Source organism: Pumilibacter muris (genome assembly GCF_943193045.1).
Classification (GTDB): Bacteria; Bacillota; Clostridia; order Christensenellales; family Pumilibacteraceae; genus Pumilibacter; species Pumilibacter muris.
Window position 1 is genome coordinate 117279 of record NZ_CALPCN010000004.1, and the last position, 16428, is coordinate 133706.

The 16428-nt window shown below is 46.7% G+C and carries 12 protein-coding genes and 1 tRNA gene; 9 read left to right on the forward strand and 4 right to left on the reverse strand.

Going from position 1 to position 16428, the window contains the following annotated elements; translation table 11 throughout:
* Window positions 1-34 precede the first annotated feature (34 nt).
* Together gyrA and NFR62_RS06310 are read left to right on the forward strand one after the other, a co-directional pair.
* Window positions 35-2548, forward strand: coding sequence for a DNA gyrase subunit A (gene gyrA / locus NFR62_RS06305; protein ID WP_251616199.1), 2514 nt, complete (start codon window positions 35-37; stop codon window positions 2546-2548).
* A 191-nt stretch (window positions 2549-2739) separates the two neighbouring features.
* Window positions 2740-3600 (forward strand): hypothetical protein, encoded by an 861-nt coding sequence (locus tag NFR62_RS06310; protein ID WP_251616200.1) that lies wholly within the window; start codon window positions 2740-2742, stop codon window positions 3598-3600.
* 68 nt (window positions 3601-3668) lie between these two features.
* Here the strand turns inward: NFR62_RS06310 and NFR62_RS06315 are convergent, their stop codons facing one another.
* Together NFR62_RS06315 and NFR62_RS06320 are read right to left on the reverse strand one after the other, a co-directional pair.
* Window positions 3669-4658 carry a 3'-5' exonuclease gene (locus tag NFR62_RS06315; protein ID WP_251616201.1) on the reverse strand — a complete coding sequence of 330 codons (990 nt, stop codon included), beginning with the start codon at window positions 4656-4658 and terminating at the stop codon, window positions 3669-3671.
* A 4-nt stretch (window positions 4659-4662) separates the two neighbouring features.
* Window positions 4663-5244, reverse strand: a complete 582-nt coding sequence (locus NFR62_RS06320; protein ID WP_251616202.1) for an SIMPL domain-containing protein — start codon at window positions 5242-5244, stop codon at window positions 4663-4665.
* Window positions 5245-5570: 326 nt separating this feature from the next.
* Between NFR62_RS06320 and NFR62_RS06325 the strand changes: the two genes are divergently transcribed.
* A complete protein-coding gene (locus NFR62_RS06325) occupies window positions 5571-8258 on the forward strand; it encodes a leucine-rich repeat domain-containing protein (protein ID WP_251616204.1) in 2688 nt (895 codons plus the stop codon).
* Between the two features lie 190 nt (window positions 8259-8448).
* Here NFR62_RS06325 and NFR62_RS06330 read toward each other — a convergent pair.
* Both NFR62_RS06330 and NFR62_RS06335 read right to left on the reverse strand, forming a co-directional pair.
* Window positions 8449-8524: transfer RNA gene (locus NFR62_RS06330), tRNA-Val, on the reverse strand.
* 173 nt (window positions 8525-8697) lie between these two features.
* Window positions 8698-9321 carry a hypothetical protein gene (locus NFR62_RS06335; protein ID WP_251616206.1) on the reverse strand — a complete coding sequence of 208 codons (624 nt, stop codon included), beginning with the start codon at window positions 9319-9321 and terminating at the stop codon, window positions 8698-8700.
* Between the two features lie 114 nt (window positions 9322-9435).
* Here NFR62_RS06335 and NFR62_RS06340 point away from each other — a divergent pair, with 114 nt between their 5' ends.
* The 6 genes from NFR62_RS06340 (at window position 9436) to NFR62_RS06365 (ending at window position 16408) form a co-directional block, all read left to right on the forward strand.
* On the forward strand, window positions 9436-9672 hold the full coding sequence (locus NFR62_RS06340; RefSeq protein ID WP_251616209.1) for a helix-turn-helix domain-containing protein: 237 nt from the start codon (window positions 9436-9438) through the stop codon (window positions 9670-9672).
* A gap of 111 nt (window positions 9673-9783) precedes the next feature.
* Window positions 9784-10485 (forward strand): hypothetical protein, encoded by a 702-nt coding sequence (locus NFR62_RS06345; RefSeq protein WP_251616212.1) that lies wholly within the window; start codon window positions 9784-9786, stop codon window positions 10483-10485.
* Window positions 10486-10633: 148 nt separating this feature from the next.
* On the forward strand, window positions 10634-11629 hold the full coding sequence (locus NFR62_RS06350) for a LacI family DNA-binding transcriptional regulator (RefSeq protein ID WP_251616215.1): 996 nt from the start codon (window positions 10634-10636) through the stop codon (window positions 11627-11629).
* Window positions 11626-13671, forward strand: coding sequence for an ABC transporter permease subunit (locus NFR62_RS06355; protein ID WP_251616217.1), 2046 nt, complete (start codon window positions 11626-11628; stop codon window positions 13669-13671). Before NFR62_RS06350 ends, NFR62_RS06355 begins: the two co-directional genes overlap by 4 nt.
* A 14-nt stretch (window positions 13672-13685) precedes the next feature.
* Window positions 13686-14567 (forward strand): carbohydrate ABC transporter permease, encoded by an 882-nt coding sequence (locus NFR62_RS06360; protein ID WP_251616219.1) that lies wholly within the window; start codon window positions 13686-13688, stop codon window positions 14565-14567.
* Window positions 14568-14599: 32 nt separating this feature from the next.
* Window positions 14600-16408: a hypothetical protein gene (locus tag NFR62_RS06365; protein WP_251616228.1), complete on the forward strand. Its 1809-nt coding sequence runs from the start codon at window positions 14600-14602 to the stop codon at window positions 16406-16408.
* Window positions 16409-16428 lie beyond the last annotated feature (20 nt).

Here is a 16428-nt window from a genome sequence, read left to right on the forward strand (position 1 = left end):
GCTCGCAATGCAACAAAAAGAAAAGTGAGGAACTATGAAAAAACGTAATTTCAGTGACGACGAAATAAAGCACGTTGACAACACCAAAATAGTTAAGGTGCAGCTTGAAGAGGAAATGAAAACCTCGTTCATTGCCTACGCTATGGCGGTTAACGTGTCGCGTGCCATTCCCGACGTGCGCGACGGACTTAAACCCGTGCACCGCCGCATACTCTATTCTATGGGCGAGCTTAACCTGTTCTCGGATAAGCCTTACCGCAAATGCGCCCGTATAGTGGGCGACGTGCTCGGCAAATACCACCCTCACGGCGACAGCGCGGTGTATATGGCGCTCGTGCGTTTGGCGCAAGACTTCTCCATCCGTTGCCCGCTCGTAGACGGGCACGGCAACTTCGGCTCGGTAGACGGCGACCCCCCTGCGGCTCAACGTTACACCGAAGCGCGCCTTAGTAAAATCGCGGGCGAAATGCTCCGCGACATAGACAAAGAGACGGTAGACTGGTACCCCAACTTCGACGACACGCTCGAACAGCCCACAGTGCTTCCCGCGCGTTTCCCCAATCTTTTGGTGAACGGTTCCGACGGTATAGCCGTAGGTATGGCAACCAACATTCCGCCGCACAATTTGGGCGAGGTTATAAACGGCGTTTGCGCCCTTATAGACAACCCCGAAATAACGGTGGACGAGCTAATGCAGTATATCCCCGCGCCCGACTATCCTACGGGCGGCATAATTATGGGTCGCGCCAATTTGCGCCATGCTTACCGCACGGGCAAGGGCGGCGTTGTTATTCGCGCCAAAACCGAAATCGAAGAATATCCTATGCGCGACGGCAGCGCTCAAATGCGCCAACGCATAATAGTAACCGAGCTGCCGTATCAAGTAAATAAAGCTGAACTCATAAAAACCATTGCCGACCTCGTTAAGGATAAGCGCATCGAGGGGATTTCCGACATTAAAGAGGAAAGCGACCGTCAGGGTATGCGCATAGTAATAGAGGTTAAGCGCGACGCTCAGGCGCAAGTGGTGCTAAACACTTTGTATAAGCACACCGATTTGCAAACGTCTAACGGCATAACGTATCTTGCTCTTGTGAACGGCGAGCCCAAAATTCTCAATCTTAAAGAAATGCTCTATCATTATGTGGAGCATCAAAAAGAAATCGTGCTCAGAAGAACGCGTTACGACCTTGAAAAGGCGGAGGAGCGCGCTCACATTCTCGAAGGTTTGGTTAAAGCGCTTGCCAATATCGATAAGGTTGTGGCTATAATCAAAGCGAGCCGCGATAAGGTTGAAGCGTGCGAAAAACTTATGAGCGAGTTTATTCTTTCGGATAAGCAAGCTAACGCCATTTTGGAAATGCGTTTGCAACGCCTCACAAGCCTCGAGGTTGAGCATCTTAAAGCCGAGCTTGCCGCTCTCAAAGAGACTATTGCCGACCTTAAAAACATTATAGCCAACCCTCACAGAGTGGAAGAAATCGTTAAAAACGAACTCGGAGAAATCAAAGAAAAATACGACACCCCGAGAAAAACCGAACTGTGCATAGACTACGACGAAATCGACATAGGCGACTTAATCGAACGCGAAGACGTTGTAATATCGATGACGCACTTCGGATATATCAAACGGTTGCCCACAACGGAATATAAAGCCCAGCACAGAGGCGGCAAAGGCGTTACGGCGCACCGTCCCAAAGAAGAGGATTTTGTGGAGAACATGTTCGTAACTTGCACGCACGACAACGTGCTGTTCTTCACGAATTTGGGCAAAGTTTATTCCATTAAAGCGTATGAAGTGCCCGAAGCCGAAAAGACGGCGAGAGGAAGGGCAATCGTTAATTTGTTGCAACTCGGCGAAGGCGAAAAGGTAAACGCGATAATCCCCATAAAAGAGGACATGCGCGGTAACCTTATAATGGCTACAAAGAACGGCTTAATCAAAAAGACGGCGCTCGACGAATTTGCGTCTATCCGTAAAGTCGGCAAAATCGCAATCAACCTTGTGGACGGCGACGAGCTTATATCGGTGCAGCTCACTTGCGGACGCGACGAAATTCTTGTGGCGTCGAGCGAAGGCAAGTGCATAAGGTTCAGCGAGGAAGACGTGCGTCTTATGGGGCGCGATACGCAGGGCGTTAAATCGATGAAGCTCAACCCCGACGACTACGTTGTGGATATGACGGTTGTAAAATCGGGTTGCGAAGTTCTCACAGTGTCGCAACTCGGCTACGGCAAACGCACCGACCTCGACGACTACCGCTTGCAGAGCCGCGCAGGCAAGGGAATTAAAGCGGGCGTGTTCAATAAAAAGACGGGTCGGCTTGTGAACTTAAAACAGATTACTCCCGACGACGACGTTATGATTATAGCCGACAACGGCACGATTATCCGTATGCGCGCCAAAGAAATAAGCAAAATAGGGCGCGACACGCAAGGCGTTCGCATCATGAAAATGAAACAGCAGGGAAGCGTTGTTTGCGTGGCTGTGGCTCAGCCCGAAGAGGAAGAAGTTTTAACGGACGAAGGCGAAGCAACGGAAGAATAAAAAAAGCGTCGAACCGACGCCGCAATAATTAAAAAAACGGTTTGCAACATTTAAGTTGCAAGCCGTTTTTTGCTGTGAAAACTCAAAAAAACAATTATTGTAAAAGTTACTTCATACGCTTGACGGGGGGGGGACTTGATATATAATAGTTATATATTTGTTATATATAATTATTTTAAAGAGGAAAGATTATGAAAAAATGGTTAAGACTGTTGTGTTTGACGGCAATGTGCTTGTGCGTGTTTACGCTCAGCGGATGTTTTATTTTCGATTGTGTCGGTTCGTGCGCGGGAAACTCTTCGAGCGGCAACGACAAACCAAAAGAAACGGTATACGAATTTTCGGTGCAATACGAGGAACTCAATAAGTATACCTTTACGGGCAAAGATTCGATTAAAATAGACCCGCGCTATAAAGAGGGCTACGTTTTAGACGGGTTTTACACCGCCGAAAACGGAGAGGGAGCAAAGCTTCTCGATTGGGACGGCTCGTGCATTAGCAGTAGTTTTTCGGGCGACGGCTCGACGGTGCTGTATCCGTATTACAAAGATATAGACTACGATTACGTTTATCAAACGCCCGTGTGGTACGAAGAGGACCCGAAGTACACTTGGTATAATGTTTACGGCGACCCCACAATCAGTTGGTGTAATACCGACGGTGTCAAGTTGCAATATTTGCTTTCGGTTGCTACCTCAAATCCGAAAATGAAATTCACGATTATCGCAAGCATGGAACTGCAAGGCTGTTCCGCCCGATATTCTGTGGGAATAGGCAAAAACAAAGATAAATCGAATTTGCTTGAAACAAAAGATTTTGCGGGCTCTTCAAAATATCAAAAAGTGGAAGTTGCGTGCGAAATTACGGGGAAAGCGCTCACCATAAAAGATACTAAATTACAAGTTGGCGTTTTCGGAACAAAGTTTGGGGATAATGTTTATTATAAAAACATGCAAATCACTGTGAAAATCGCCGAAAGCGAACGCCCTACGCCACCCGCGCCCGACACGGGAGAGGACGGCGGCGAAACCGAAGGAGAAACCCAAGAATAAAAAGAACGCCTCGAAACGTTTGTCGCTTCGAGGCGTTTTAACGCGGTTTGGTTTTTACGCTAAATGTACTAACGCGCTTGTTTGGTTGTTTTCCGTTTTGAGGCAATCGCGCCGAAAGCGGCTTTCGCCGTTTTTCCCGCGTTGTTCGAAAGCGGCTCGAAATCGGTTTCGCATAGTTCGCTTACGGATATTTTGAGGAGTTCGCCAAGCTCTGCGGGAGTTATTTTGCGAATAGTTTGCCCTTCTGCAAAACACTCTTCGTATGCTTGCTCTTTTGCGCCAAACTGCCCGTTCGAAACATAGTAGGCGCACTTTTGCACCGTGCTCGAATAACCGAAACCTCGCGCGAAAATCGTTTTCAACAGGTTTATGCGCTTAGTTGCGTCAAGTTCTTTTATTGCGTCCGAAATACAAATTGCGGGCGCTTTTTTGCTTTTGGGATAGCGTGCTTTAAGCTCTTTAACCGCGCGGTTTATTGCAAGGCTTGCGCTACTTACCGTGCTTGCGCAATTTGTTTGCAAAAGCTCTTCTATGCCGCATTCGCAGCGTTTCGTTAGCGCCTTAGCAACGAGCATTGTCATTTCGGCGTCATCGCAACTTTTGTGTTCCGTTAGGTGCGACGCGTCTATTCCGAGCTCGCTAACAATATATTCGAGCGAGCGCATTTGCCGTTCGCGCGCGCAAAGCGAGTATATTTTTTGAGTGTCGTATACTTCGAACGAGAAATATTCTTTCGAGTAACGAGCGCAGGCTTTCTCCAAAAAGCCTATGTCCGAAGAAATGCTGTGCCCCAAAAGTATTCTGTTTTCGGCGGTAAGCAATGCGCGGATTTTATCGTATACTTTGGCAAAGTTCGGCGCTTTGCGAAATTCGTCCTCTTTATATGAGAGGCGAATATACGGTTCTTCGCCGCTGCGTCCGAGTCGGAATTTGCATTCGGGGTTTATAAGCAAGTCGCGCTTTTCGAGAATTTCGAATTTTTCGTTTGCAAGCACATAGCCGAACGAGCATGCGCGGTTGCCGTCGGCACATTCCATGTCGAAAAACAAATAGTCCATTCGGTTAGAGGATTTCCCATTCGCATGTAACCGTTTCGGCGGCTTCTATTTGCTCGGGCTCGGCTATGTCGGCAACCGACGCGGCTCTAAGCATGCGCACTCCGCCGCCGTATTGCGACGCGTAACTTGCGCTCGAAAGCGCTCCGAGCTTTACGCCCGATGCCGTTGCGATTGACGAAGCTACTTCGCGCGCCTCCTTAACGGCTTTTTGAACGAGCGCGGTTTTATGCGAGTTGTCGGCAAGAATATAGCTTTGAGTCCATTCGGCGCCGCTCTTTTCGAGCGCTTCTATTACTTCGCCTATTCGTTCGTCGGCTACGGGAAGGGTTATTTTCATTTCGGCACGACCGCAAAACGATATTTTTCCGTCGCGCCGAACCGACGAAACTGCGGCTCCCGACGACGTAAGCTCGCCTTTTTCAAGTCGTATTCCCGCAAGGGCTTGCGCCACCGCTTCGGTTTTGTCGTGCAAAAGTTTTACGGCTTCGGCGTGTTTTTTGCTTTCGGAAACGAGCTTAACCTCGAACACGGTTGTGTCGGGCGCGAATTTTTCGGTTGCCGTTTGTGTTACGGAAATTGTTTTCATTGTGTTCACCTCATCAAATTAAATTAGGCCGAGTTTTTTTTGAGCCGCTAATATTATAACACGAACGAATGAATCGGGCAAATAAAAGCCCGCAACGTTAAGCGGGTTTTTTAGAATATTTTGTTGCGTTTGCGTAGGTTATTTGCTTTCGCGTTACATTTCGGTTATGCTGCCTTTTGCGGTTCTCCCGCTAAAAACGCATGAGAGCGGTTTGCTTGGAAAATTTTTTGTAGAAATAACTCGGCGGGTAAATACTTTTGCAACGCTTGAAATTAGATTTAATATGTGATATAATACGAACGTAAATTTATTTACGGGAGTAAAGTATGCACAGATATGATAATTGCGGCTTGATACAAGACGGTAAAGTGGTCACGTTCAGAGCGCCTAACGGTTTTGACGGCAATATAATAATTCCCGACGACGTTACCGAAATAGGCAACCGCGCCTACGAAGTCGCGTTTTGCGGTATAAAAAATGTTGTTATTCCGCCGTCGGTAAAGAGAATAGGCGAAAGGGCGTTCGCGTGCTGCGAACGGTTGCAGGAAATCACTCTTCCCGCAGGCGTCGAAATTATAGACAAAGGGGCTTTCAGCGATTGCCACAGCCTTAAAAAAGTGTATATTTCCCAAACGGTAACTTTTATAGGCGCGGGAGCTTTTGACGACTGCGGCGATATAGAAGAAATAACCGTAGCGGAGAATAACCCCGTATACCGCAGCGCGGGCAACTGCCTTATAGACATAAAGAAAAAAACTTTAATTCGCGGCTGCAAAAACAGCGTTATACCCTCAGACGGCAGCGTTACGGTTATAGGCGAAAAAGCCTTTTCCAACAACACCGCACACCCCCGAAACAGCGTTCACAGCAAAGGCAATTCGGAAATCGTTATTCCCGAAGGCGTAACAAAAATCGGGAAACGCGCTTTCGACTTTAACTACGGTTTGGAAACCGTTGTTATGGCGGACAGCGTAAAAACTATCGAAAAAGAAGCTTTTTTGTGTTGCTACAAGCTCAAAAACATTCAATTCGGAAAAGGGGTCGAAACAATAGGCGATAGCGCGTTCTATTCCGCTCACTCGTTAAGCGGCGCGCTGAATTTGCCCGACGGCATAAAAAAAATAGGAGCATACGCCTTTTTCGACAGCGGCGTTCAAAGCGTTACCATAGGGAAGAACGTTAAATCGATAGGCAAAAGCGCCTTTAACGGCTGCAAAAAGTTGACCGAATTGACTTTTTCGGGCGGCACTGACGAGATTTGCGACAGCGCGTTCCACTACTGCAAAGAACTCGAGACGGTGAACTTTTCGGACGGCATTAAAACAATAGGCAAATGCGCGTTTTACGGTTGCGACAAACTTAAAAGCGTAACTTTAAAAAACGGGCTCGAAACGCTCGGCGAAAGCGCTTTCGAGTGTTGCCGTTTGCTTCAAAGCGTCGAAGTTCCCGACAGCGTTAAATACATAGGCGCGGAGTCGTTCGCTTACTGTGAAAAGCTCCGCTCGGTTAAAATACCCGCAAGCGTGGATTTTATGGGTAGCAACGTGTTTAAAAACTGCCCTATAAAAGTTGCCGCACCCAAAAAGGTGGGCGCGGTCGGTTTTGAAATAGCGAATAACGAACTCATTAAATTTAAAGGAACTACCAATACCGCCGTAATACCCGACGGCGTTACGAAGATTGCCGCAAAAGCGTTTTTAAGAAAGAAAAATCTTGAAAGCATTACCATTCCCGCATCCGTCACCTCTATTGCGAACAGGGCAATCGAGGGGTGCGCCAACCTTAAATGTATAAACGTAGACAGCGCAAACACGGCATATCGCTGTGCAGGTAACTGCCTTATAGACGTTAAGAAAAAAGCGGTTGTGTACGGTTTTGCAAACAGCGTAATACCCGACGACGGCAGCGTTACCGCCATTGCGGCAAACGCGTTTGCGGGAGTTGAACTGACCTCCGCGATAATTCCCGACGGCATTAAAACAATAGGCGCGAACGCTTTTAAAGGCTGTGTTAACTTGAAAAATCTTACGCTGCCCGACAGTATAAAGTCTATCGGACCAAGCGCGTTCAAATACTGCAAAGCGCTCGAAAGCATAACGATACCTCAAAAGGTTACGTCGCTCGGCACGGAGTCGTTCGCCGAATGCACGTTGTTAACCGAAATAAATTTTAACGCCGAGTGCAACGACTTTTCTTGCAACAGCGCGTTTGACAACGCGGGTAAAGATTCGTCGGGCGTAGTTCTGAATATAGGTGCGAACGTAAAACGTATTCCCGACTCTTTTACGATGCCGCAGGTTAATGAAAGAATACCGAATATTGTGCGCGTCGATTTTGCCGAAAACAGCGTTTGCGAATGTATAGGCTCCAACGCGTTTTGGTCGTGCCAGATGTTAAAAAGCGTTAACCTGCCCCAAAGTATAACTGAAATAAAAAGAGACGCATTTCACGGATGTTCCGCGTTAGAACATATCAACATTTCCGAAAATATTACGGCAATAGGCGCTTACGCGTTTTACAAATGCAAAAGTCTTAAAGAGATTTACATTCCTGCGGGCGTAACCAAGTTGATATCCGTATTCGAAGGTTGCGGCAGTTTGGAAAGCATAATAGTGGCGGAAAATAACCCCGTGTTTCACAGCGCCGGCAACTGTCTTATTGAAACCGAAACAAAAAAACTGTTGCGCGGCTGCCACAACAGCGTTATTCCATCGGACGGCAGTGTTAAACGTCTTGACAATTATTCTTTCGATAAATGCAAAAAACTCGAAAGCATTGTTATTCCCGACGGCGTTATTGAAATTTACAACAACGCATTCAAACAATGCGCAAATCTTAAAAGCGTGACGATTGCAAAAACGGTAACGTATGTTTGCAATCCGTATTTTGAAGATTGCGACGAGCTTATTAAAATAACGGCGGATAAAGAGCTACTTGAAAAATACGATTATTTCGGTTTCAAGGGTAAAGAATTCGGGCTCAAAAACAGACGCGTGGAGTTTTCTTTTCTATAAATTATCAAAATAAGACATTTAAAAGACATTGACGTAAAAATAAAAAGCATACCTATTTTTCGGTATGCCGAATTTTTGGTATAGCGGCAAGATTTATACTTGCTTTAAAATCGCCCTCGTATGAATGAGAGTTACGCTATCTTTGCAACCGACAGATACTAACGTTCATACACAATTACTGCCGACAGCCTGGTGGGCAATACAGGACTCGAACCTGTGACTTTCTCCACGTCAAGAAGACACTCTCCCGGCTGAGTTAATTGCCCTTACTATAATTGCGCCGCTATGCGGGCGCATATATAATTTTATTATTTTATTGCGATAATGTCAAGTTGTTTAATATGGAAGAGAGCAATTATTCGTAAATATAAAAACGGTTTCGGCGATAATGTCGAACCCGTTTTTATATTTGGAAATGTTATTTTGTTTACCCGAGCGCTTATTCTTCTCCGTAAAGCCTTTCCCATAGATTCAAAAGTTTTTCGGCGCGTCCGAGCATTTGATTTGCACCTTTCTTTTCGCCGAGTTTTTTATACGGCGCAACATAATCGAGCATTAAATAAAAATATTTTGCAATTTCTTCTACGGTTCCCGACTGTGCCGCAATAATGTCGTCCGCTCTGTCGCAATCATACGCCATTTTGCTGAGCTTTTTTAAAAATTTTCCGCGAGCGTACATTATAAACATAAGCCACCCGAACAGAGCGACGGGAATTGTGAAAATCACGGTAAAAAATACGTTTACGGCGAATTGAAACATTTGAGCGGTACTGAACGACATATCGAGAGAGGCTTCCAACTTTTTCTCGCTTATTTTAATTTTGAGAACGGGAGAGCTCGGGTCGCCGACTTTTTTGATAAGCGACAGGTTTGCGGCTATAATAAATCCGCCGAGCACCGACCATAGCGCCGCTATAACTATAAAAGGCGTTACCGCAGATTTGAGCAAATTCATTTTTAGCGACAGCGCGAATAAAATTGCGGCAACATACGCTAATATGCTCGGTACGCAAGTAAAGAAAAACAGTTGAATTTTTCCCGATTTTTCGTTTTTGTGTGACATGATAAAACCATCCTCTTTGGTATATTTATCGCATATTATGCGATAAATATTATTATACTCGCATAACATGCGATTGTCAAGCAAATAATCACATATTGTGCGATAATTTCCATTATGAGAGAATTTAACGTAAACAACGAAAATTTGAGAAATATACAAGCGCGTTTGCGCGAGGCTATTGCGCAGAGCGGAATTAAACAAAACGCGATAGCGAAAGGAATAGGGGTTTCTTACCAAACTGTGTCTAAATATATGAACAACGACGTGTTACCCACTCTCGATAAGCTTGCCAAGCTTTGCGTTTTAATAGGCGTTTCGTCCGACTATATACTTGGAATAACCGATTTTTAATCTTTTGCGTTTATTGAAGCGGGCGGTGTTTTTTGCGAGGTATTGCGTTTAAAATTGCGGGAATAATTTGAGGAGCGGAAAAAATCGGCGCTTATTTAAGAAAGGAAAAATATGGAGCGAAAGCAAAGAGCAGGAAAATTCATAAAGCGAGTGCGAAGCGATTATGTTTTTCGCACCTTTGCGATTTCCGCTTTTTCCTTTTTTGTTACCGCCGCATTTACGGCATACAATTTGTTTTTGGGTTTAGCGTATAAAGCGGCGTGGAATGTGAGCGTCGCCGCCTATTATGCGGTGCTTGCAGGACTGAGGGCGTATATAGTTCTTTCCGAAAGGCAATTCGTAAAAAAGGGGCTTACGGCAGGGCAGAAGGAAGAGGAAAGAAAGAATCTGTTTTTTGTGCAAAGCATAATGTTGTTTTTGCTTGATTTTGCCTTGATTGCGCCCATAATCCTTATGGCGTTACGAAAAAAAGAAATAAATTATTCGGTAATTCCCGCAATCGCTACGGCGGCGTACACCGTTTTCAAAACGGTTATAGCTATAAGAAATTTTATAAAAGCGGGAAAGTATTCTAATCTTAGCGTAAAAATTCTTAAAAACATAAGCTTTATAGACGCGTTCGTTTCGGTGTTGTCGTTGCAATATATTTTAATTGTCACGTTCGACGACGGAACAAACGGCAACATGCCTGTGCTTGGAGCCGTTACGTCGGTTGCGATATGGTCGTTCCTTGTTATTATTTCGGTGCTTTCGGTTGTTCGCGCCGTGCGGATAAGGCACGGGGAACGCGAATCGTCGCAACTCGAAATTTAAAACTCGCAACGGGCGTTAATTAAATAATAACAATAAAATAATCGAAAGAATTTTCGGAAAAGGTATTGACAAAGCAAAAAAGGTGTGTTATACTAAAAATGTTCTCGTGAACATGTTCGCGCGAACATAAAAAATTGCGGGGTAAAAGATGGTTTCGAGAAGAGACATAGCGGCAAGAGCGGGCGTATCCGAAATGACGGTAACGAGAGTTGTTACCGGAAAGGGGTATGTTTCGGAAAAAACGCGGCAACTTGTGCAAAAGTGCGTTGACGAAATGAGTTACATACCTAATAAAATCGCCGCTAATCTTGTGAGCAGAAAATCGAACGCAATAGCGGTTATTTTGCCCGACTTAACAAACCCGTATTATATGCAGCTTGTGGAAGAAATGATTTCCGAAGCGAAAAGGCGGGGTCAAATAGTTATGTTATTTCGCGCCAACGAGGGCGAAATAAACAGTGTTCTCGACGATATAATTTCAAACCGCGTTTGCGGTGTTGTGAATATGGCGCTGTTCGAAGTGCCTATAAAATATGTGAAACAAATGCAGGCTATGGGAATGCGTTTGGTTCACGGCGGATATGACGATGATAAGTTTTCGGTTCGTATGAATTACGCTCCCGCCATGAAGCGCGCTTTTGAATTGTTCAGGCGCGACGGACGCAAAAAGGTGGCGTTTATTGCGGGTTTCGGCGAACATCAAGTTGAGCACGATTCACGCATACGCTTCTTTCGAGAGTATTGCAAAGAATTCGGTTACGGCGAGGAGTCGTCGCCCATTCTACGCGGCAATTATCCCGCCGAAAAGATTTATGTGGTTGGGCGCACGCTTGCCGACGAGCTTCTTAGAGAGCATCCCGACGTAGACGCCGTTTTTTGCTTAAACGATATGATGGCGTTCGGCGCGGTGAACTGTTTTAAAGGAAAAGGGTTGAGTATACCGCAAGATATGGCGGTTGTCGGCTTCGACAATCTGCAAATATCCGAATATTTCGACCCGCCGCTAACCACCATTGCCGCCGACATAAAGGCGGAAGCGAAAGCGTATGTAGACTACATAGGCGGCGACATAGAAGGCGGCGTTTGCACGCTTGATTGCGAATTGCATTTGCGCGAAAGTTTGCGCGGACGGGAGGACGAATGATTAACAAAAAGTTTTTAATAGCCGCCGTAGCGTCCGCTTGCTTGTTTTTTGCGTCGATTGCAATGTTGTGCGTGTCGGTTGCAAAAACCAACCGCCAAACCGATTTGGGATTCGATTTGCGGCAGTACACCGTAAGCAAAATGTATACCGACAACGAGACTACGCGCATCGCGGGAACGCAGAACGGCGAAATTTTCGCGTTCGACACTCACGGCGAAATACAATGGAACGCGGGGCAAATTTACGAACGCGCGGTATACGATATTATACAACACAACGGCGAAGTTTACGCGGCTTATGCCAACGGTCGCGTGGTGCGGTTTCCCGTGTCTGCCGCCGAAGCGCTCACCGAAGCGGGAGCAACCGAAGAGGCGCAATCCGCTTTTCGTGCTCAGGTGCGCGAGTATTACGCCGGATATTCTTTCAATTCGGGCGGAAATGTAAAAAACACTCAACTCGCGGTATCTCCCGACGGCGAGAGCCTGTTTTTGCGCGGCATGTTTAACGACACGAGCCGTGTGAACCGTATTTACAGGTTCGAATTAAGCGGGGGGGGGTCGCATTTGGAAACGGGTACTTCGGCTACGCTCGGCGGAATGGCTGTGGACGAAGACGGAACCCTTTGGTGGTCGGCTCAAAGCGCGATTTGGCGCCGTAGCGGCGACGCGCGCGAAACCTATGCGGACGCCAACGAAACTCTGCAAGCAATATCCGTATACGACGGAAATATTTATGCCGTAAGCGGCAGCAACAAGCTATACCGCATTTCTACGCAAGACGTTACCGACACTTCGGTGTGGGAACTTAAAACCGAATTCGCAACGGGATTCGTTTTTTCCACAGGCAAAAATTTCGTCGCCAAAATAAACAACGGCGGCGTGGCGGTAATCGACACCCAAAAGCACAAAGTAACGCTTTCGATGAACGCGGCGGACAGCGCCAACCTCGTTATGTGGACTGACGACAGTTTTGTTCTGCGCGACGAGTCGGATATAACCAACCCGCAAGTTATTTATTATTCTATGTCTTTGGCGAAAAGCATTGCGCTGTTCGCCGTTTTGCGGTGGGTTTTTGTAGCCCTAATGTTGGTGTTTTTGCTTACCTCGCTATACTTGTGGTTTGCAACGTTCGACGATTTCCGCGAGCGTATTCATAAAAAAGCCCGCGCCTTTTTCCGCGCCTTGTGGCGGTATAAATTTATTTATTTAAGTTTGGCGATTCCGTTTTTGCTGTTGCTACTGTTCTACTACATACCCATAGGATTCGGTTTCGGACTTTCATTCTTCGATTACATACCGGGCACGCGTTCGGTGTTCGTGGGATTCCGCAATTTCGTTGCGGTGCTCACCTCAGCGCAATTTTGGAAATCGGCGGGAATGATGCTTGTGTTTTTGCTCGCCGACATTTTGAAAGCTCTCATTCCGCCTGTGCTGCTTGCCGAAGCTATTATGGCGGTGCGCTCGAAACGTTTCTCGCTGTGGGTGCGTATTTTGCTGTTCGTGCCGGGAATCATGCCCGGCGTTGCAACTACGCTCGTTTGGAGCGCGGGTATTTTCGGCGCGACTCCGAACAGTTTGGTGAACGCGTTTTTGGGTCTGTTTATGCCGGGATTCGTTAAAAACTGGGTATACAGCGCGTCGCTTTCCACTTCTATGGGCACGCTTATTGCGTTCGGCTTCCCGTGGATAGGCTCGTATCTTATATTTTACGGCGCAATATCCGGCATAAACGCTTCTGTGTTCGAAGCGTCGAGGCTCGACGGTTGCGGCTGGTTTAGGCGTATCGTAAAAATAGACATACCGCTTATTTTGCCGCAGTTAAAATATATATTCGTCACTTCGTTTATAGCGTCTGTGCAAAACTACACCAACATTTATGTGTTGCACGGAATAAACGGACAAATTCAAACGCCCGCGCTACTTATGTACCGCGAAATTATTAACGCGAACTACGGCGTGGCGAGCGTTATGGGCGTGCTCATATTCCTGTTTTTGAGCGTGGCTACATTCTTCAATTTCAGAATGCAGTCGGATAAATCTTAAAGAAGGGGGATTATATGTTAGAGTCCGCAATTTTTGCAAAACGCCGCTCCGCATTGTTTAAACGCAAGGGCATAGACGGAATCATTGCGCAAGCCGTGCTTGTGCTGTGTTTGGCAATAGTGTTGCTACTCACAATGTTGCCGCTGCTTGTTACTCTCGTTATGTCGGTAAAAACGCCGCAGGATATTACGCAATATCCCATGTGGACGTTTCCCAAATCGGGTTGGATGTTCTCGAACTACGCGAACGCGTTTAACGTTCTTATTAAACCTATGCTCAACACGGTTATAATCGATTTGATTAGCACGGTTGTAACGTTATTTTTGAGCTGTTTTGTGGCGTATCTTTTCGAAAAGAAAAAATTTCCCGGCAGAAAGTTTTTGTTTTTGGTGTTTATTGCGCCTATGCTTGTTCCGTCGGTTGTTGTGCTGTCGCCAACCTATATTGTTGTGGCTCAGTGGTTGCAACTTAAAGACAACTGGTTGGGTCTTATTTTGCCGTATATAGCGGGCAACCAAATTGCGAGCGTGTTTTTGCTCAGAACGTTTATGAGCCAACAGCCCGATTCGCTTTACGAAGCCGCAAAGCTCGACGGCGCGAGCACTTTCAGAGTGTTTATGCACATTTGTTTGCCGCTTTCGGTGCCCATTATGATGGTGCAGGGAATCAATATATTCGCGGCGATTTATAACGATTATTTGTGGCCGCAACTTCTGTTTCAGGCAGATTTAACCAAAGGCGTGCTCATGCCGTATTTGCGGAGCGTGGTTGCGTCTTTTACTCAGGGCGTGCAATACGCTATGTATTTGGTAGCAGGCATACCGCTCATTATCACCACCATTATAAGCATTAAGTTCTTTGTAAACGGTGATTTCGCAAGCGGTATGAAGCTATAAATTATGAAAAATCACTAAAAAGGAGAGAAGTGATGAAAAAACTATTCAGAATAACGGTTGTTTGTATTTTAGCGGTTTTGTTCGCGTTCTCGTTTGCGGCGTGCGGCGAAAAGCCGTCGTCTAACGGCGGTATAAAGCCGGGCGGCAACAATCCCGGCGGAAATACGCCCGGCGGAAAAGAGGAAATTTCGGGTAATATCGATTTTTACACCACTGTGAACATTATCGAGCAATCGGCGTTGCAGGCGGTGGCGGACGCGTATGCCGACATGCACTACGACAAAGGCAACGACGTGACGGTTACTATCCGAAACAACACCGACCCCGACGCCTACACGCAAAACGTGCGCAATCTTTTGGCAAACGGCGTAAACTCGGCAACCGTTGTGCAAACGTCGGTTGCGCCCGAATATTACGGCACCGATAAAATCGTTGATTTGGCGGCGGCTCTCGAACAGCCCAATCCTTATATAGAAGGGAACGAGGCGTGGCTCGACGCGCTCGAAGAAGACGCCTACCGTGCGCGTGTGTCGGGTTCCACAACCACTATTCCCAACATTAGCTATTCGTCCGACTACTTAACGGTGTTTTACAATAAGCAAGCCATGCTCGACGTTATGGGCGAGGGCGGAGCGGTTGGCGCCGACGGCACGCTCGACGCATCGAAAATCACTTGGGAGTGGATGCTCGGCGCGCTCGATACCGCGCGCAATTCGGGCAAGAATTTCAAAAACCCGCTCGGACTTTCCACAAGCGCGCAGTCTTGCGGCGAAGACAGCTTTAATATGCTTAACCGCATTGTAAGCATGTACCTCGACCAGTATTTCCGCGATTTCATACAAGCGGCACATTCGCAAGAGGGCGATTTCAGCTACATAGACGGCATAGACAGCGCATGGAGCTATGACCAAGCCAACCCGTCGGTAGACCTTTACGGCAAATATACTTATAACATAAACCGCGTGGTGGATTTGTATTTTAACGACGCGAACTATGCGCCCACTTCCGCGCGTTATGTCGAAGTGATGAAAAACTTATACGAGCTCATGAGCTATGCCGACCAAACGGCTTCGTATAACGACATTTTCAGCCGTTTCAACGAAACCACGATTATGTATACCCGCAATAAGGGCAGCTATTCCGACATGAAGCTCTTCTATGTTGAAGACCTGAGCTATGTGCGCACCTACCGCGACGCTTTCAAAACTACGAACGCGAGCGGCGCAACCGTGTATCCCGACGCCGAGCAAATCGGTTCGGAACTCGGATGGTTCTTAATGCCCGCCATGACTTCGGAACTCGAAGGCGTTGCCGACAACGTTCGCGCGCCCGGCGGACCGAAAGAGCAATACGGCATAATAAGCGCAAGAGAACAGTCCGACAACGATTTGGCTCTCGACTTCTTGCGTTATTTGTATTCGCCTGCGGGGCAAGCGGCAATTTATTCCAAATATAAAGGCGAAAACAACGCGCCTATAACAATGCACCAGCTTATAAAAGGCGTGGAGATTCCCGCCGAAATAGACTTTACAAAAGTTATTACGCCGAACGGAAACTGCGATTCGTCGCCGTATCTTCTGTTCGGAAAAGGCGGCGATATGAGAACTATTGCCGTAGGCAGCACCGCCACTCCCGTTAAAGACAGAGTGGGCGAAATACTTTCGAAGTATTTTCGCGGCTCTTCGAGCGATTGGAGCGCGTCGGGCAGCGAATTGTTCGGAGTAATCAAGAGCGGCTTTTCAAACTATGCTTCCGAGCGCAAATTTATTTATAACGACCCCGCCAAAGTTAAGGAGAGCACCAACAATTTGGTAAACTCGCCGTATAACACTTCGACCTGATAATAAAAATCGACTTAAAG